This is a genomic window from Metapseudomonas phytobenefica (assembly GCF_043392685.1).
Taxonomy (GTDB): domain Bacteria; phylum Pseudomonadota; class Gammaproteobacteria; order Pseudomonadales; family Pseudomonadaceae; genus Metapseudomonas.
Genome location: NZ_JBHZGM010000006.1, coordinates 94,506 through 111,375, shown reverse-complemented (window position 1 = coordinate 111,375; position 16,870 = coordinate 94,506). Strand labels below are relative to the sequence as shown.

The following is a 16,870-nucleotide window of genomic DNA, read 5'->3' as shown; positions in this document are numbered from 1 at the left end:
GTCGTGAAAATCAGTGGGGCCGCGTCGCTATGCGACTAAAAGCTGGTTTACGGTCACAACGGCGGGCAGAATGTTCGCAGAAAACAGGCACATTGTTCCAGTTAAATCTGAAAAATGTACACGATTTATTTTTCAGGGAAACTGCGACAGGCCGTCGCACGCGATTCTGCACGGGTTTCCGGGGTCTTTCCTATACTCCAGCGAATTCGCCCAGGGAGTTGTCACATGCCTGTACACGCCGTCACATTCAGCGATCTCGATGAGCTGTCCCAGCTTTTCGCCGGCTACCTGGAGTTCTATCAGGTCCCCCGGCCCCTGGCGGAAATCCGTTCCTTCCTCCAGCAGCGCCTGGATCGCGGCGACTCGACCCTGTTCATCGCCCGTGACAGCGACGGCATGGCCTTGGGCTTCACCCAGCTCTATCCCTTTCTCTCGTCGCTGGCGCTGGCACCAGCCTGGTTGTTGAGCGATCTTTATGTAGTGCCTGCCGCCCGGCGCCAGGGCGTCGGCGAAGACCTGATGAACGCCGCCCGCGCCCACGCCGAACGCACCGGCGCATGCGGCATCCAGCTGGAAACCGCGAAGACCAACCTTGCCGGCCAGGCGTTGTACGAGCGACTGGGCTATGTGCGGGATGAGGTTTTCTTCACCTACTGGCTGAGCCTGGCCTGACGCCCGGCGCCGGTTGTCTACAGAGAAGGAGTCGAGCGTGGATCATCTGGTACTTACCGTCATCGCGGCGGACCAGCCCGGTCTGGTGGAACGCGTCGCACAGTGCATCGCCGCCCACGGCGGCAACTGGCTGGAAAGCCGCATGTCACGCATGGCCGGGCAGTTCGCCGGCATCCTGCGGGTCGCGGTCCCGGCCGAGGGCTATGACGAACTGGTCGAGGGGCTGCAGGGGCTCAGCGCCCACGGCATCCGCGTGATGCTGGCGCAGAGCGGGATCGAGCCGGCCTGCACCTGGAAGCCTATTCTGCTGGATCTGGTGGGTAACGATCGACCGGGCATCGTCCGGGACATCACGCGCCTGCTGGCGGAGCTCGGCGTGAATCTGGAAAGCCTGGTCACCGAGGTGATGCCGGCGCCCATGAGCAGCGAGCCGCTGTTCCATGCCGAAGCGGTGCTGGCAGTGCCGCTGACCCTGTCGCTGGATGTGTTGCAGGCCAGATTGGAAGGGTTGGCGGACGAGCTGATGGTGGAGCTGAACCTGCATCAGGAGAAGTGAGCCAACGCGCAGTTGCGCAGGTTGGTGCAGAGCGATGCCCAACGCGACGGCCTTGACCTTGGTACGTTGGGCTTCGAGAAGGCGTCAGGCATTGCGCCGCAGGGTGAGCCAGGCGTCGACGCTGTAGATGGCCAGGCCCGCCCAGATGGAGGCGAAGGCCAGCAGCTTGCTCGGGTCGAAATGCTCGTCGAAGAGGAAGATCGCCTGCAGCAGCACCAGGGTCGGCGCCAGATACTGCAGGAAGCCGAGGGTGGCGTAAGGCAGGTTGCGTGCGGCGGCGTTGAAGCACACCAGCGGCACGAGGGTGATCGGGCCGGCGGCCATCAGCCAGAGGGCTTCGGTGCTGCTCCAGAAACTGGCCTGCGCCGATGCGGCGCCTGGGTTCATCAGGAGCCAGCCGCTGGCCAGCGGCAGGAGCAACCAGGTTTCCACCACCAGGCCGGGCAGGACCGCCACTGGCGCCTGCTTGCGGATCAGCCCGTAGAACCCGAAAGTCAGCGCCAGGGCGAGGGACACCCAGGGCAGCGCGCCCACCTGCCAGATCTGCTGGGCCACGCCCACAGCCGCCAATAGCACCGCCAGCCACTGCAGCCGGCGCAGGCGTTCGCCGAGGATCAGCATCCCCAGCAGTACATTCACCAGCGGGTTGATGTAGTAGCCCAGGCTCGCTTCCAGCATCCGCCCGTTGTTCACCGCCCAGACATAGACCAGCCAGTTGCAGGCGATGAGCATGCCGCTGGCGGTCAGCACGCCGAAGCGCCTGGGATTCTCCCGCAGTTCACGGAACCAGCCGGGGTGTTTCCACACCAGCAGCAGGGCCGCACCGAACAGGGCGGACCAGATGGCCCGGTGAACGATGATTTCCAGCGCCGGAACGCTCTGGATGGCTTTGAAGTAGAGCGGAAAGAGTCCCCAGATGGTGTAGGCGGAGAGCCCCAGGATGTACCCGCGACGCGGGTCGGCGGTGGCCATGAAGATTCCTTGCTTAGGCAGCTAACGAGTGGTGCGCCATTCTAGTTGGCCGCATCAAGGCTTGTCTGGGCGCTCAGGTTTTTCCACGGGGCTTTGTGAGCGAAAAGCGTAAGGGGTTCTTTACGCCTGCTCGCGAGGCGTGCGCTCCGCGCTCTTGTGGGGGGGCGATTTCAATCGCTGGGCGGACAGCAGGTTCGCCATGCGAGGTTTTGGGGCTGCTGCGCAGCCTGGAGCGAATGAGTTTGCCCCCACAGCGGCCCCGACCATTCAGAACAGCTTCAAGGGTTCTTCATCCAGTGCCGCCAGCTGTTCGCGCAGGGTGAGGATCTGGTCGCCCCAGTAGCGTTCGCTGCCGAACCAGGAAAAGTGCATGGGGAAGGCGGGGTCGTCCCAGCGGCGGGCGATCCAGGCGCTGTGGTGCATGAGGCGCAGGGCGCGCAGGCCTTCGATCAGCGGCAACTCGCGCGGATCGAAGTCGTGGAATTCCTGGTAGCCGTCCACCAGTTCGGCGAGTTGCCCCAGGCGTTCATGGCGCTCGCCGGCAAGCATCATCCACAGATCCTGCACCGCCGGGCCCATGCGGCAGTCGTCAAGATCCACCACATGGAAGACTTCGTCCCGGCACAGCAGGTTGCCGGGGTGGCAGTCGCCGTGCAGGCGGATCGGCTGGCAGCGCACTTGTGCGAACAGGCTATCCAGGCGCTTGAGCAGGTCGCGGGCGACCGACTCATAGGCCGGCAGCAGGCTGCGGGGAATGAAGTCGCCTTCCAGCAGGGTGGCCAGGGACTGGTGGCCGAAGTTGTCCACCGCCAGGGTTTCCCGATGTTCGAAGGAGCGGGTCGCGCCCACCGAGTGGAGGCGGCCGAGGAGCTGGCCGAGGCGGAAAAGCTGGTCCAGGTTGCCCGGCTCGGGGGCGCGGCCGCCACGGCGGGGGAACAGGGCGAAGCGGAAGCCGGCGTGCTCGAACAGGCTTTCACCATCACGCAGCAGCGGCGCCACCACGGGCACTTCACATTCCGCCAGTTCGGCGCTGAAACTGTGTTCCTCACGGATCGCCGCGTCGCTCCAGCGTTGCGGGCGATAGAACTTGGCGATCAGCGGCTCGGCGTCTTCGATGCCCACCTGGTAGACGCGGTTCTCGTAGCTGTTCAGCGCGAGGATGCGTGCGTCGCTGAGAAAGCCGAGGCTTTCCACGGCATCCAGTACCAGGTCGGGGGTGAGGTCATCGAAGGGGTGGGACATGGGGGGGCTCCGGCAGTCAGGCGCCCAGTCTATCCCTGCTAGCGATTTGCTGCGCGTCGGAATAACTGCGTTGCAAACGGCTTCGGACTGCTCATTTACAACTCGTAAACTCCGCGTCCTCAGCCGTGACTCGCGTTGCTCGCCCTACGGGCCAGCCTTTGGCTGTTACTCCGCTTCGCTGCGTTGTGCGCCTTGTTCTTCTCTAGCTCGCGAAATCGCTCTATGAGCACTCAGAGTGCGGTGCCGAGCAGTACCTGGTCAGGGGCGAACTGCGCGCGGACCCCATCCCCCGGCTTGAGGCCGAGCTGGACCAGGCGCTCGGGTTCGACCAGGGCGCAGAGGGTCTGGCTGCTGGCCAGGGCGATGCGCACTTCGCTGGGGCCGTCGGCGGCATCGAGGATTTCCTCGATCCGGCCCTGCAACTGGTTCAGCGATTCGTCGGCCGGCTCGGAAAGCGCTTGCAGGCGCAGCCAGCCGGCCTTGATCAGGGCCACCACACCGCGGCCCGGTGCCAGTTCCAGCCGCTCGGTGCTGTCGCGGGTGATCTGCGCCAGCAGGCGGGCGCCCCCGGCCAGTTCCACCTTCACCAGGTCATTACGGCCCTTGGACTGGATATCGAGCACCCGGCCGCTCAGCTGGTTGCGGGCGCTGGTGCGCAGCATGAGGCGGCCCAGCAGCTCGAGGTCCTGTTCGCTTTCTGCGCTTTCCAGCAGGCGCGCCTGCAGGCTTTCCAGGCGCTTGTAGAGCGCCAGCAAGCGCTCGCCCTCGGCGGACAGCCGCGCGCCGCCACCGCCCTTGCCTCCCACCGAGCGTTCCACCAGGGGACGTTCGGCGAGGTTGTTCAGCTCGTCGATGGCGTCCCAGGCGGCCTTGTAGCTCAGCCCGGCGGCCTTGGCGGCACGGGTGATGGAACCTTGCACGGCGATCTGCTCCAGCAGCGCCAGACGCTGCGGGCGGCGGGTGAGTTGCTGGGTGAGGGCGCTGGTCAGGCTCATGGCAGGCGGATCGTCAGGGGGGCTGGCGCGCAGGCTGCGCCCGCGGACCCATCGCGTCAAGCCTTCAGCGCTCGCCAGGGCGGGGCGTGCGCGCCAGGCAGTAGACGTCCACCCGCGTCGCGCCCGAGCGCCTGAGCAAGCGAGCGAGGACATGCGCGGTGGTGCCTGTCGTCAGCACATCGTCCACCAGCGCCAGGTGCAGGCCCCTCACCCCGGTGCGCGGCGCCAGGGCGAAGGCGTGGCGCAGGTTTCGGCGCCGTGCGGCGGCATCCAGGCCCTGTTGCGAGGGGCCGTCCTCGACCCGCTGCAGCCAGTCATCGCGCAACGCGATGTCCAGTTCCTTGCCCAGCCAGCGCGCCAGCATCTGCGCCTGATTGAAGCCCCGCATGCGCAGCCGGGGAGGGGCCAGCGGAACCGGCAGAAGCGCGTCGGGGCGCGGCAATCCTTCGTTGTAGGCATGCTCCAGATGGCGCGCGAGCAGGTCCCCGAGGAGACGGCCGTGGGGCCAGTTGCCCTGGTGCTTGAAGCGGGTGATCAGGCTGTCCACCGGGAAGCCGTAGCGCCAGACGGCTTCCACCCGGGTGAAGGGCGGTGGCCGTTTCAGGCACTCGCCGCAGGGCAGGCCGTGGGTGGGCAGGGGCAGGGCGCACACCGAGCAATGACCGGCGAGCCAGGGGAGATCGGCCTCGCAACCGCTGCAGATGGGTAGGCTGCCGCCCGGCGCGCGGCAGAGCAGGCAGGTGGGCGTGTGACGAAGCCAGTCCGGCCGCAGCCGGGCGAGCAGAGCGAACATGGTCCCCTCCGTGGGACATGGGGTTCAGACGATCAGCCAGCTCATCACCACCAGGCCGAGGAAGGTGAGGACCAGGCCGCCGATGATGGATTTGCGAATGAAGGCGCGGATGCCGCTGTAGAGCAGGAGCAGGCCGATGACCAGGAGGAACAGGCTGAAGAAGGACACGTTCATGCCGATGGCCCGCGCCAGGCCGTTGAAAAAGTCGTCGATGGCCTGGCCGATGCCGCCCAGCACGCCAGAGAGCAGGTCGACGATGAAACGGATCACGGTGCCGATCATCCGGCCGAGCCACTCGAAAAATCCTTCGGTACGCATCGCGGTGTGGTGCTCCTTCAGCGGCGGGCTGCCCAGGATTGGAGCCGCGCCGGGAAATCTGGTTCAGTGAAGTGAATGATTAAAAAGTGATCAGATGTCGACCTGTGCCGTAATCCTGGTTGACAGCGTCACAGCTCAACTTATGATGCCCTAAGCCTGAATTCCCGGAATTATGTTCCGGGTATCCCCGATAAGAGACGTCCTACAGCGTCGAAGGAAACCTCCATGAGTGCAACCGCATCCATCGCTACCCGTCACGACTGGTCCCTCGCCGAGGTGAAGGCTCTGTTCGAGCAGCCGTTCAACGACCTGCTGTTCCAGGCCCAGACCGTCCACCGCGCGAACTTCGACCCGAACCGGGTACAGGTTTCCACCCTGCTGTCGATCAAGACCGGCGCCTGCCCGGAAGACTGCAAGTACTGCCCACAGTCCGGCCACTACAACACCGGCCTGGACAAGGAAAAGCTGATGGAAGTGCAGAAGGTCCTCGAAGCCGCTGCCGAAGCCAAGGCCATCGGCTCCACCCGCTTCTGCATGGGCGCAGCCTGGAAGCATCCGTCCGCCAAGGACATGCCCTACGTGCTGGAAATGGTCAAAGGCGTGAAGAAACTCGGCCTGGAAACCTGCATGACCCTCGGCAAGCTGACCCAGGAGCAGACTCAGGCGCTGGCCGAGGCCGGCCTGGACTACTACAACCACAACCTGGACACCTCGCCGGAGTTCTACGGCAACATCATCACCACCCGCACCTACAGCGAGCGCCTGCAGACCCTGGCGTACGTGCGCGAGGCGGGGATGAAGATCTGCTCCGGCGGCATCCTCGGCATGGGCGAGTCGGTGGACGACCGCGCCGGCCTGCTGATCCAGTTGGCCAACCTGCCGGAGCACCCGGAATCGGTGCCGATCAACATGCTGGTGAAGGTCAAGGGCACTCCGCTGGCCGAGGAGAAGGACGTCGATCCGTTCGACTTCATCCGCACCCTGGCGGTGGCCCGCATCATGATGCCGAAGTCCCATGTGCGCCTGTCCGCCGGCCGCGAACAGATGAACGAGCAGATGCAGGCCCTGGCCTTCATGGCCGGCGCCAACTCGATCTTCTACGGCGAGAAGCTGCTGACCACCAAGAACCCGCAGGCCGAGAAGGACATGCAGCTGTTCGCCCGTCTCGGCATCAAGCCGGAAGAGCGCGAAGAGCACGCCGACGAAGTGCACCAGGCCGCCATCGAGCAGGCCCTGGTGGAGCAGCGCGACTCGCAGCTGTTCTACAACGCCGCTTCCGCCTGATCCGCCCCATCGACCCCTGCAGGAGCGAGCTAGCTCGCAAGGGCGGCTCCTGCAGGTTTGCCAGCCAGCTGGCTCTTACGAAAAGCCGAACCGCCCATGCCTTTTGATCTCGCCTCGCGCCTTGCCGCCCGCCATGCGGAAAACCTCTATCGCCAGCGCCCGTTGCTGGAAAGCCCCCAGGGACCCGAGGTGGTGGTGGACGGCCGACCCATGCTGGCCTTCTGTTCCAACGACTACCTGGGCCTGGCCGACCACCCCGAAGTGAAGGCGGCCCTGCAGCGTGGCGTGGAGCGCTGGGGCGCCGGAGGTGGCGCTTCGCACCTGGTGATCGGCCACAGCGGCCCGCACCACGATCTGGAACTGGCCCTCGCCGAGTTCACCGGTCGGCCCCGCGCTCTGCTGTTCTCCACTGGCTACATGGCCAACCTGGGGGCAGTCACCGCGCTGCTGGGCAAGGGCGATAGCGTGCTGGAAGATCGCCTCAATCATGCGTCGCTGCTGGACGCCGGGCTGCTCTGTGGCGCGCGCTTCTCGCGCTACCTGCATAACGATGTCGACAGCCTCGCCGGCCGCCTGGAAAAGGCCGAAGGCAACACCCTGGTGGTCACCGACGGCGTGTTCAGCATGGATGGCGACCTCGCCGAGCTGCCCGCCATCTGCGCCGCCGCGAAGGCCCGTGGCGCCTGGGTGATGGTGGATGACGCCCACGGCTTCGGTCCGCTGGGCGCGAGCGGCGGCGGCATCGTCGAACACTTCGGTTTGGGCCTGGATGATGTGCCCGTGCTGGTGGGCACCCTGGGCAAGGCCTTCGGGACTGCCGGCGCCTTCGTCGCTGGTAGCGAAGAGCTGATCGAAACGCTGATCCAGTTCGCCCGTCCCTACATCTACACCACCAGCCAGCCCCCGGCCGTGGCCTGCGCCACCTTGAAGAGCCTGGAGCTGCTGCAGCGCGAAAGCTGGCGTCGCGAGCATCTGAACAAGCTGATCCGGCGCTTCCGCGAGGGAGCGGCCGAAATCGGCCTGACCCTGATGGACAGCCCGACGCCGATCCAGCCGATCCTGATCGGCGACAGTGCCCGCGCCCTGAAGCTATCCGCGCTCCTGCGCGATCGCGGCATCCTGGTCGGCGCGATCCGTCCGCCCACCGTGCCGGCCGGCAGTGCGCGGTTGCGCGTCACGTTCTCCGCCGCGCACAGCGAAGAGCAGCTTGAATCCTTGCTGAGTGCCCTGGCCGAGTGCTGGGAGACCCTGGCGAAGGAGGAAGTCATCGATGCGTGAGCGCTTGATAGTGCTGCCGGGCTGGGCCATTGGCCCGGCCGCCCTCGAACCCTTGCGCGAAGCCTTGCTGGAGCGCGCGCCGCATCTGGCGGTGGAGATCGAACCCTTGCCCGCCTTGGACCAGGCCGGTGCCTGGCTCGACGAACTGGACGCCCGCCTGCCCCAGGACAGCTGGCTGGCCGGCTGGTCCCTCGGCGGCATGCTCGCCGCGCAACTGGCCGCGCGCCGTGGCGATGCCTGCCGTGGCCTGATCGGCTTGTGCAGCAACATGAGTTTCCGCGAGCGCGACGACTGGCCCTGCGCCATGTCCCAGGAAATCTTCGCGGCCTTCCACGAGGCCTGCCGCCTCGACCCGGCACTGACCCTGAAGCGCTTCACCATGCTGGTGGCCCAAGGCGCGCGGGATGCCCGAACCCTGGCGCGGCAACTCCAGGTCACCCAGCTACCCACCGAGCCCAAGGTGCTGGATGCCGGCCTGCGCCTGCTCGACGTGCTGGACAGCCGCGCGGCGATCCAGGGCTTCGCTGGCCCGCAGCTGAACCTGTTCGCCGGTCGTGACGCGCTGGTGCCGGCCTCTGCCGCCGATGCACTGCTGGAATGGTTGCCGGATGTGGAAGTGCAGGTCTTCGCCGACGCCAGCCACGGCCTGCCACTGGAGCGGCCGGACGAGGTGGCCGCGGCCATCCTCGCTTTCATGCGCGAGGGTGACGATGTCTGATCCACGGATCGCCGCCGAGGCCGAGGGCCATCTGCCGGACAAGCGCCAGGTGGCGGCGTCCTTTTCCCGCGCGGCGAACAGCTACGACAGCGTCGCCGCCCTGCAGCGGGCGGTGGGTCATGAACTGCTGGGCCGGCTGCCGCAAGGCTTCCGGCCGCAGCACTGGCTCGACCTGGGGTGCGGCACCGGCTACTTCTCCCGTGCCCTGGCCGAGCGCTTTCCCGCCAGCGACGGCATCGCCCTGGACATCGCCGAAGGCATGCTGCGCCATGCGCGTCCGCTGGGCGGTGCGCGGCGCTTCATCGCCGGGGATGCCGAGCACCTGCCCCTGGCCAGCGGCACCCAGCAACTGATCTTCTCCAGCCTCGCCGTGCAGTGGTGCGCCGACTTCGCCGCCGTGCTCGCCGAGGCCCGCCGCGTCCTGCAGCCGGGTGGCGTGTTCGCCTTCAGCAGCCTCTGCGTCGGCACCCTGCAGGAGTTGCGCGACAGTTGGCAGGCGGTGGATGGCTTCGTCCACGTCAACCGCTTCCGCCGCCTGGAGGACTACCAGGACCTGTGCGCCGCCAGCGGCCTGCTGCCGCTGGACCTGGGCAGCGAACCCCAGGTACTGCACTACGCCAACCTGCGTACCCTGACCCACGAGCTCAAGGCCCTTGGCGCCCACAACCTCAACCCCGGCCGCCCCGGCGGGCTGACCGGGCGCGCGCGCATCCTGGCGCTGATGGAGGCCTACGAGCGCTTCCGCCAGCCACAGGGCCTGCCGGCCACCTATCAGGTGGTCTACGGCGTACTGAAGAAGGAAGACTGACATGGCGGCCGCCTACTTCGTGACCGGCACCGACACCGAGATCGGCAAGACCACCATCGCCGCCGGGCTGTTGCATGCCGCCCGGACGCAGGGGCTGTCTACCGCGGCGGCCAAGCCGGTGGCGTCCGGCTGCGAGGCGACCGTCGACGGCCTGCGCAACGGCGACGCCCTGGCGCTGCTGGGCGAGTGCACGCTGTCGCTGACCTATGAGGAGGTCAATCCGCTGGCCTTCGCCCCGGCCATCGCGCCGCACCTCGCCGCACGCGAGGCCGGCATCCGTCTGGATGTGGAGGCCCTTGCCGCTCCGGTCCGCCGGGTCCTGGCCATGGGCGCCGATTTCAGCCTGGTGGAAGGAGCGGGCGGCTGGCGCGTGCCCCTGGCCGGCTCCGCCACCCTGTCCGACCTGCCCATCGCCCTTGGCCTGCCGGTGATCCTGGTGGTCGGCGTGCGGCTGGGCTGCATCAACCATGCACTGCTGACCGCCGAGGCGATCCAGCGCGATGGACTGACCCTCGCCGGCTGGGTCGCCAATGTGGTCGACCCGCAGACTTCGCGCCTGGAGGACAACCTCACCACCCTGGCCGAGCGCCTGCCAGCGCCCTGCCTGGGACGAGTGCCACGCCTGGACGAGGCAAGCCCCGCGGCGGTGGCGCGCCATCTCGACCTGGCGCCGCTGGGCAGCTTCGCCCGGCGCTGACTCCTCGCCTTTACCTGATCCCTCCAGGGGCCGCTTCTCGCGGCCCTTTTCGCATCTGCCCTGCCGCCTCGTTCTGGCGCTGTCGCGCTGATTCTTGATCTTTACTGTCTTTAGGCAGGGCGTTTCGCTGCCTGCCAGGGACGTGACCGGTCGGTCGGGCAGGGCGCTTGACAGGCAATTGGCGTAAACGTATGTTTCAAACGCCTGTTTGATTGTTCCGGCAATCGCCAACCGGATGCCCAAGCGACCGACCCCGGTCAGCTGAACTAGGAACCCACCGCAGAGGTTTACCGCTATGCCTGATTACAAGGCCCCCTTGCGTGATATCCGCTTCGTTCGTGACGAGCTGCTCGGCTACGAAGCGCACTATCAGAGCCTGCCTGGCTGCCAGGACGCCACCCCGGACATGGTCAACGCCATCCTTGAGGAAGGCGCCAAGTTCTGCGAGCAGGTGATCGCTCCGCTGAACCGCGTGGGTGACACCGAGGGCTGCACCTGGAGCGAGTCCGGCGTCAAGACTCCGACCGGCTTCAAGGAAGCCTACAAGCAGTTCGTCGAAGGCGGCTGGCCGAGCCTGGCCCACGACGTCGAGCACGGCGGCCAGGGCCTGCCGGAATCCCTGGGTCTTGCCATCAGCGAGATGATCGGCGAGGCCAACTGGTCCTGGGGCATGTACCCCGGCCTGTCCCATGGCGCGATGAACACCCTGTCCGCCCATGGCACCGACGAGCAGAAGCACACCTACCTGACCAAGCTGGTCACCGGCGAGTGGACCGGCACCATGTGCCTGACCGAGCCGCATTGTGGTACCGACCTGGGCATGCTGCGCACCAAGGCCGAGCCCCAGGCCGATGGTTCCTACAAGGTTACCGGCACCAAGATCTTCATCTCCGCCGGTGAGCACGACATGGCCGACAACATCGTCCATATCGTCCTGGCCCGCCTGCCCGATGCCCCGGCTGGCACCAAGGGTATTTCCCTGTTCATCGTTCCGAAGTTCCTGCCGAACGCCGATGGTTCGGTCGGCGAGCGCAACGCGGTTTCCTGCGGTTCCATCGAGCACAAGATGGGCATCCACGGCAACGCCACCTGTGTGATGAACTTCGACGGCGCTACCGGCTTCCTGATCGGCCCGGCGAACAAGGGCCTGAACTGCATGTTCACCTTCATGAACACCGCTCGCCTGGGTACCGCGCTGCAAGGCCTGGCCCACGCCGAGATTGGCTTCCAGGGTGGCATCAAGTACGCCCGCGAACGCCTGCAGATGCGCTCCCTGACCGGCCCGAAAGCGCCGGACAAGCCGGCTGACCCGATCATCGTCCACCCGGACGTGCGCCGTATGCTGCTGACCATGAAGGCCTTCGCCGAAGGCAACCGCGCCATGGTCTACTTCACCGCCAAGCAGGTGGACATCGTCAAGTACAGCCAGGACGAAGAGCAGAAGAAAGCGGCCGACAGCCTGCTGGCCTTCCTGACCCCCATCGCCAAGGCCTTCATGACCGAAGTGGGCTTCGAGTCCGCGTCCCACGGCATGCAGATTTACGGTGGCCACGGCTTCATCAGCGAGTGGGGCATGGAGCAGAACCTGCGTGACTGCCGCATCTCCATGATGTACGAAGGCACCACCGGCGTTCAGGCCCTCGACCTGCTGGGCCGCAAGGTCCTGATGACCCAGGGCGAGGCGCTCAAGGGCTTCACCAAGATCGTGCACAAGTTCTGCCAGGCCAACGAAGCCAACGAAGCCGTCAAGGAATTCGTCGAGCCGCTGGCCAAGCTGAACAAGGAGTGGGGCGAGCTGACCATGAAGATCGGCATGGCCGCCATGAAGGACCGCGAGGAAGTGGGCGCCGCTTCGGTGGACTACCTGATGTACTCCGGTTACGCCTGCCTGGCCTACTTCTGGGCCGACATGGCTCGCCTGGCTGCCGAGAAACTGGCCGCCGGCGAAGGCGATGCCGCCTTCTACAAGGCCAAGCTGCAGACTGCGCGCTTCTACTACAAGCGCATCCTGCCGCGTACCCGTACCCACGTGGAAGCCATGCTGTCCGGTGCGAGCAACCTGATGGACCTGGCCGAAGAAGATTTCGCCCTGGGTTACTAAGGTTCAGCGCTGCACGAAGAGCCCGCCATCCGGCGGGCTTTTTCGTTTCCGTGGCAGCCGGACATCGGCTCGTGCGCACGTTCGCAACGCCGCCCTGTGCGTGTCCTTCGTGCCTGTGCAATCATATCGCCACCTCGTTTTCCATCCCTCGAATCCCAGGACCAGACCCCGTGCGGCCTCGTGCGCCCTATCGCGTCAGCCATTTCCTGTACCCATTGCTGCTGGTAGTCGGGGGCGGGGTGGTGGGCTCGCTGTCGTGGATGAACGAGTTCTTCACCTCGCTGTTCAACGTACTACCCACCTTGCTCCTGCTGCTGGGCGGCGCCTTCTGCTCGGCCTATGGGCGGGTGCGCCAGGTGGCGCTGCTGGTGGTGGTCTACCTGGCCTACTACCAGTTCGATACCCAGGTCGATTACTACCAGGCCGAGCGAGTGCTGCGAGAGGACTCCGGACTGGTCTTCCACCTCACCTGCCTGCTGCTGCCCATGCTCTATGGCCTGTACGGTTGCTGGGAGGAACGCACTCACCTGCTGCAGGATTTCGTCGCCCGTGGCGCGGTGCTGACGGCGGTGCTCGGCGTGACGGTGGCGCTGGGCAGCCAATACCCGGATGTGCTGCTGGGGGTTATCGGCCAGACCTACTGGCCTCTGTTCCACGGAAGCGGGATGTCCCTCGCGCAGCTGGTCTACCTGGCGTTCGGCGTTGCTCTGGTAGCGTTGCTGGCCACCTACCTGCGCCAGCCGCGGCCGCAGCATGCGGCTCAGTTGCTCGGACTGGCCGGTCTTCTCTGGATGCTCCCCAAGACCTTCATGCTGCCCCACGCGCTGCACGTGATGAGCAGCGTGGTGATGTTGATACTCACCGCGTCCGTGGCCCACGAGGCCTACCAGATGGCGTTCCGCGACGATCTTACCGGTCTCCCCGGCCGCCGCGCACTGAACGAGCGCCTGCAGCGCCTTGGGCGCAACTACGTGCTGGCGATGATCGACGTCGACCACTTCAAGAAATTCAACGACACCTACGGCCACGACGTGGGCGACCAGGTGCTGCGCCTGGTGGCCAGCCGCCTGCGCAAGGTGGGCGGCGGTGGCAAGGCCTATCGCTATGGTGGCGAGGAATTCACCATCCTCTTCCCCGGCAAGTCGGCGGAGGAGTGCATGCATCACCTGGAAGCCGTGCGCCAGGCCATCGAGCAGTACCAGATGCATCTGCGCGACCCGGACAATCGGCCGAACAGTGATGACGCCGGTCGGGCCAGACGCGGGGCCGCCGGAGGGCAGAGCGTGTCGGTGACCATCAGTATCGGGGTGGCCGAACGGGATGCCGAACAGCGCACCCCGGAAGAAGTCATCAAGGCTGCCGACCAGGCGCTCTACAGCGCCAAGAGCGCCGGGCGCAACCGGGTCTTCCGGCATGGCGAGAATCGTCGCGGTGCGGTGCGGGTGAAGAAGGCCGTCGGCAGCTGACGCGGGCAGCGATTGCCTGATGCAGTTGCCCGCGGGCAACTTCGTGCTCTTATCCGCCGATGGACGGTCGAAGGCCCGCCTGGAGCCGGCCTTTCCTTGTTCATCAGACGTCGTGACCGGCTGTGAATATGTGGTCACTAAATGACACTATGTCTCCAAAAAGTTGTTCATGTACACTCCGCGCCTATTCGTGAAACCGGCCCACCGGCCACCTGTGAGTGATTACGAGGTTTGCACATGGCTGACTACAAAGCGCCCCTGCGCGATATGCGCTTCGTCCTCAATGAAGTCTTCGAAGTCGCCAGGCTCTGGGCTGAACTGCCTGCCCTGGCCGAAGTGGTCGACGCCGACACCGCCTCCGCCATCCTGGAAGAAGCCGGTAAGGTTACCGGTGGCGTGATCGCCCCGCTGAACCGCAGTGGCGACGAAGAAGGCTGCCAGTGGAAGGACGGTGCCGTGAGCACACCGGCGGGCTTCCGCGAGGCCTACAAGACCTACGCTGAAGGTGGCTGGGTCGGCGTGGGTGGTGACCCCGTCTTCGGCGGCATGGGCATGCCCAAGGTGATCTCCGCCCAGGTGGAAGAAATGGTCAACGCGGCCAACCTGTCCTTCGGCCTGTACCCGATGCTGACCGCCGGCGCCTGCCTGTCGATCAACGCCCACGCCAGCGACGAGCTGAAGGAAAAGTACCTGCCGAACATGTATGCGGGTATCTGGTCCGGCTCCATGTGCCTGACCGAACCGCACGCCGGTACCGACCTCGGGATTATCCGCACCAAGGCCGAACCCCAGGCCGACGGCAGCTACAAGATCACTGGCACCAAGATCTTCATCACCGGCGGCGAGCACGACTTGACCGAGAACATCATTCACCTGGTGCTGGCCAAGCTGCCCGACGCCCCGGCTGGTCCCAAGGGCATTTCGCTGTTCCTGGTGCCCAAGGTCCTGGTCAACGACGACGGCTCCCTGGGCGAGCGGAACGCGGTGTCCTGCGGCTCCATCGAACACAAGATGGGCATCAAGGCTTCGGCCACCTGCGTGATGAACTTCGACGGCGCCACCGGCTACATCGTCGACGCCCCGAACAAGGGCCTGGCGGCTATGTTCACCATGATGAACTACGAGCGCCTTGGCGTCGGCATCCAGGGCCTGGCCTCCGGCGAGCGTTCCTACCAGAGCGCCGTGGAATACGCCCGCGAGCGTATCCAGAGCCGTGCACCGACCGGCCCGGTGGCCAAGGACAAGGCTGCCGACCCGATCATCGTGCACCCCGACGTGCGCCGCATGCTGCTGACCATGAAGGCAGCCAACGAAGGCGGCCGCGCCTTCTCCAGCTACGTGGCCATGCAGCTGGACACCGCCAAGTACAGCGAAGATCCCGTCGTGCGCAAGCGCGCCGAAGAACTGGTCGCCCTGCTGACCCCGGTGGCCAAGGCCTTCCTCACCGACCTCGGTCTGGAAACCACCGTCCACGGCCAGCAGATCTTCGGTGGCCACGGCTTCATCCGCGAGTGGGGCCAGGAGCAACTGGTGCGTGATGTGCGCATCACCCAGATCTACGAAGGCACCAACGGCATTCAGGCCCTCGACCTTGTGGGCCGCAAGGTGGTCGGCTGCGGCGGCGCGTTCTACAAGCACTTCTCCGACGAGATCAAGGCCTTCGTGGGCGGCGCTTCCGCCGAGCTGGCCGAGTTCGTCGAACCGCTGAAGGCTGCCATCGCCAACCTCGACGAGCTGACCGCCTGGATCCTGGACCGCGCGAAGAACAACCCCAACGAGATCGGTGCCGCCTCCGTGGAATACCTCCACGTGTTCGGCTACACCGCCTACGCCTACATGTGGGCGCTGATGGCCCGGGCTGCCCTGGGCAAGGAAGGTCAGGACGACTTCTACGCCAGCAAGCTCGGCACCGCGCGCTTCTTCTTCGCCCGCCTGCTGCCGCGCATCCACTCCCTCACAGCCGCGGTGAAGGCCGGCAGCGAGTCGCTTTACCTGCTGGACGCCGAGCAGTTCTAAGCGGCACCCCGCAATGACAAGGCCCCGCACTCGCGGGGCTTTGTTTTTTCCGGGGATGCCCTGGACGCCCCTGGGCTACGGAACTGTGGGGGCGAATTCATCCGCGAACGAGTTCGCTCACACAAGGGACCATCACGGCTGCAACGAATCTGCCAGCGAAGGATCGTCGATGTAGCGGTTGCGGTTGCCCTGGAGGGCCTCGATGCGGTTGTTGCGGGCGCGTTCCTCGTCATCTACGGGGTCTAGGCGGTTCCACTGCTGGAACATCTGCAACTGCCCGACGATGGGCAGGCCGTATTCCGTGTGCATGTAGAAGATCGCCCGTGCCACGTTGCCCTTGGCGGCGTCGCGGGGTTCTACCAGCTGGTACGCGGATTTGAAGTCGCAGTCGGCCAGCGGGCTCTGGCCACCATCGTCCACTTCGCCGAACAGGGCGTTGCGCCGCGCCAGTTCCACGCGGGACTGGTCCGGGTAGAGGTTGTGCAGGTCGGCGAGCATGTAGGGGTATTGCGGGTTGGCCACCTGGCACTGGCTGTCGGTGATGCAGCGCAGCGCGCTCTTGATCTGCCTGGTGCTGTACACCGGGCTGGCGCTCAGCGGGCCGCCGGGGCTGCTGAAGGCCTTGCCGCAATAGAGGGTGGTGCCGCCGTTGGCGTAGAGCTGTTGCCAGAAGGCCTGTTCGACGGCGGCCCTGGGATCGACCAGGCGATCCTGGCCACCGGCGGATGCGAAACCGGCGGCGACGGCCGCCAGGCAGGAGAGGGCAGTAACGACTGGGCGCATGGTCTTGTCCCCCGGGACCGCCTTGTCGGGGTCTGTTGTTCTTGTAGGACAAAATGAGTCTAACAAGGGCTCAGGACTCTAACCAGGAACAACCGGTCGCTTGCTTGGCTGCACCTTCGGTTGCTAAGCCCCCTGGATTAATCGCGAAATCGTGTAAGCATTGGCTTACAA

General features: G+C 65.8%; 16 protein-coding genes. 10 read left to right on the top strand and 6 right to left on the bottom strand.

The window, feature by feature from the left end:
* Positions 1-225 precede the first annotated feature (225 nt).
* On the top strand, positions 226-672 hold the full coding sequence (locus ACFW0B_RS07575; RefSeq protein WP_449147320.1) for a GNAT family N-acetyltransferase: 447 nt from the start codon (positions 226-228) through the stop codon (positions 670-672).
* Between the two features lie 37 nt (positions 673-709).
* Entirely contained in the window at positions 710-1,228 is a 519-nt protein-coding gene (locus ACFW0B_RS07570; RefSeq protein WP_449147319.1) for a glycine cleavage system transcriptional repressor, read from the top strand.
* 84 nt (positions 1,229-1,312) lie between these two features.
* Here ACFW0B_RS07570 and rarD read toward each other — a convergent pair whose 3' ends face one another.
* From rarD to ACFW0B_RS07545, 5 genes are all read right to left on the bottom strand, one after another.
* Positions 1,313-2,200 (bottom strand): EamA family transporter RarD, encoded by an 888-nt coding sequence (gene rarD, locus ACFW0B_RS07565; RefSeq protein WP_449147318.1) that lies wholly within the window; start codon positions 2,198-2,200, stop codon positions 1,313-1,315.
* Positions 2,201-2,467: 267 nt separating this feature from the next.
* Entirely contained in the window at positions 2,468-3,442 is a 975-nt protein-coding gene (locus tag ACFW0B_RS07560; protein ID WP_449147317.1) for a serine/threonine protein kinase, read from the bottom strand.
* Positions 3,443-3,672: 230 nt separating this feature from the next.
* The gene (locus ACFW0B_RS07555) at positions 3,673-4,437 is read right to left on the bottom strand and encodes a TOBE domain-containing protein (RefSeq protein WP_449147316.1); all 765 of its coding nucleotides are present in this window, start codon (positions 4,435-4,437) and stop codon (positions 3,673-3,675) included.
* 64 nt (positions 4,438-4,501) lie between these two features.
* Positions 4,502-5,230: a ComF family protein gene (locus ACFW0B_RS07550; RefSeq protein WP_449147315.1), complete on the bottom strand. Its 729-nt coding sequence runs from the start codon at positions 5,228-5,230 to the stop codon at positions 4,502-4,504.
* Positions 5,231-5,254: 24 nt separating this feature from the next.
* The gene (locus tag ACFW0B_RS07545; RefSeq protein WP_449147314.1) at positions 5,255-5,548 is read right to left on the bottom strand and encodes a hypothetical protein; all 294 of its coding nucleotides are present in this window, start codon (positions 5,546-5,548) and stop codon (positions 5,255-5,257) included.
* Between the two features lie 225 nt (positions 5,549-5,773).
* On the opposite strand from ACFW0B_RS07545, the gene bioB reads away from it, so the two are divergent.
* The 8 genes from bioB to ACFW0B_RS07505 all read left to right on the top strand — a co-directional run bounded on the left by bioB (position 5,774) and on the right by ACFW0B_RS07505 (position 15,916).
* Positions 5,774-6,832, top strand: a complete 1,059-nt coding sequence (bioB, locus tag ACFW0B_RS07540; RefSeq protein WP_449147313.1) for a biotin synthase BioB — start codon at positions 5,774-5,776, stop codon at positions 6,830-6,832.
* A 96-nt stretch (positions 6,833-6,928) separates the two neighbouring features.
* Positions 6,929-8,110 carry an 8-amino-7-oxononanoate synthase gene (gene bioF / locus ACFW0B_RS07535; RefSeq protein ID WP_449147312.1) on the top strand — a complete coding sequence of 394 codons (1,182 nt, stop codon included), beginning with the start codon at positions 6,929-6,931 and terminating at the stop codon, positions 8,108-8,110.
* A complete protein-coding gene (locus tag ACFW0B_RS07530) occupies positions 8,103-8,828 on the top strand; it encodes an alpha/beta fold hydrolase (protein ID WP_449147311.1) in 726 nt (241 codons plus the stop codon). Before bioF ends, ACFW0B_RS07530 begins: the two co-directional genes overlap by 8 nt.
* Positions 8,821-9,636 (top strand): malonyl-ACP O-methyltransferase BioC, encoded by an 816-nt coding sequence (gene bioC, locus ACFW0B_RS07525; protein ID WP_449147310.1) that lies wholly within the window; start codon positions 8,821-8,823, stop codon positions 9,634-9,636. Before ACFW0B_RS07530 ends, bioC begins: the two co-directional genes overlap by 8 nt.
* 1 nt (position 9,637) lies before the next feature.
* The gene (gene bioD / locus ACFW0B_RS07520; RefSeq protein WP_449147309.1) at positions 9,638-10,333 is read left to right on the top strand and encodes a dethiobiotin synthase; all 696 of its coding nucleotides are present in this window, start codon (positions 9,638-9,640) and stop codon (positions 10,331-10,333) included.
* A 295-nt stretch (positions 10,334-10,628) separates the two neighbouring features.
* Positions 10,629-12,434, top strand: coding sequence for a phenylacyl-CoA dehydrogenase (locus ACFW0B_RS07515; protein ID WP_449147308.1), 1,806 nt, complete (start codon positions 10,629-10,631; stop codon positions 12,432-12,434).
* A 170-nt stretch (positions 12,435-12,604) separates the two neighbouring features.
* The gene (locus ACFW0B_RS07510; protein WP_449147307.1) at positions 12,605-13,900 is read left to right on the top strand and encodes a GGDEF domain-containing protein; all 1,296 of its coding nucleotides are present in this window, start codon (positions 12,605-12,607) and stop codon (positions 13,898-13,900) included.
* 237 nt (positions 13,901-14,137) lie between these two features.
* Positions 14,138-15,916 (top strand): acyl-CoA dehydrogenase C-terminal domain-containing protein, encoded by a 1,779-nt coding sequence (locus tag ACFW0B_RS07505; RefSeq protein WP_449147306.1) that lies wholly within the window; start codon positions 14,138-14,140, stop codon positions 15,914-15,916.
* Positions 15,917-16,048: 132 nt separating this feature from the next.
* Here the strand turns inward: ACFW0B_RS07505 and ACFW0B_RS07500 are convergent, their stop codons facing one another.
* Positions 16,049-16,699 carry an endonuclease I family protein gene (locus ACFW0B_RS07500; protein ID WP_449147305.1) on the bottom strand — a complete coding sequence of 217 codons (651 nt, stop codon included), beginning with the start codon at positions 16,697-16,699 and terminating at the stop codon, positions 16,049-16,051.
* Between the last annotated feature and the right edge of the window lie 171 nt (positions 16,700-16,870).

Excerpts from the sequence above, each read along its gene's own strand:
- bioC (WP_449147310.1), top strand. The coding sequence starts at position 8,821 with ATGTCTGATCCACGGATCGCCGCCGAGGCCGAGGGCCATCTGCCGGAC.
- ACFW0B_RS07550 (WP_449147315.1), bottom strand. The coding sequence starts at position 5,230 with ATGTTCGCTCTGCTCGCCCGGCTGCGGCCGGACTGGCTTCGTCACACG.
- ACFW0B_RS07505 (WP_449147306.1), top strand. The coding sequence starts at position 14,138 with ATGGCTGACTACAAAGCGCCCCTGCGCGATATGCGCTTCGTCCTCAAT.
- ACFW0B_RS07560 (WP_449147317.1), bottom strand. The coding sequence starts at position 3,442 with ATGTCCCACCCCTTCGATGACCTCACCCCCGACCTGGTACTGGATGCC.
- ACFW0B_RS07545 (WP_449147314.1), bottom strand. The coding sequence starts at position 5,548 with ATGCGTACCGAAGGATTTTTCGAGTGGCTCGGCCGGATGATCGGCACC.
- bioB (WP_449147313.1), top strand. The coding sequence starts at position 5,774 with ATGAGTGCAACCGCATCCATCGCTACCCGTCACGACTGGTCCCTCGCC.
- bioD (WP_449147309.1), top strand. The coding sequence starts at position 9,638 with ATGGCGGCCGCCTACTTCGTGACCGGCACCGACACCGAGATCGGCAAG.
- ACFW0B_RS07575 (WP_449147320.1), top strand. The coding sequence starts at position 226 with ATGCCTGTACACGCCGTCACATTCAGCGATCTCGATGAGCTGTCCCAG.
- bioF (WP_449147312.1), top strand. The coding sequence starts at position 6,929 with ATGCCTTTTGATCTCGCCTCGCGCCTTGCCGCCCGCCATGCGGAAAAC.
- ACFW0B_RS07555 (WP_449147316.1), bottom strand. The coding sequence starts at position 4,437 with ATGAGCCTGACCAGCGCCCTCACCCAGCAACTCACCCGCCGCCCGCAG.
- ACFW0B_RS07500 (WP_449147305.1), bottom strand. The coding sequence starts at position 16,699 with ATGCGCCCAGTCGTTACTGCCCTCTCCTGCCTGGCGGCCGTCGCCGCC.
- rarD (WP_449147318.1), bottom strand. The coding sequence starts at position 2,200 with ATGGCCACCGCCGACCCGCGTCGCGGGTACATCCTGGGGCTCTCCGCC.
- ACFW0B_RS07515 (WP_449147308.1), top strand. The coding sequence starts at position 10,629 with ATGCCTGATTACAAGGCCCCCTTGCGTGATATCCGCTTCGTTCGTGAC.
- ACFW0B_RS07530 (WP_449147311.1), top strand. The coding sequence starts at position 8,103 with ATGCGTGAGCGCTTGATAGTGCTGCCGGGCTGGGCCATTGGCCCGGCC.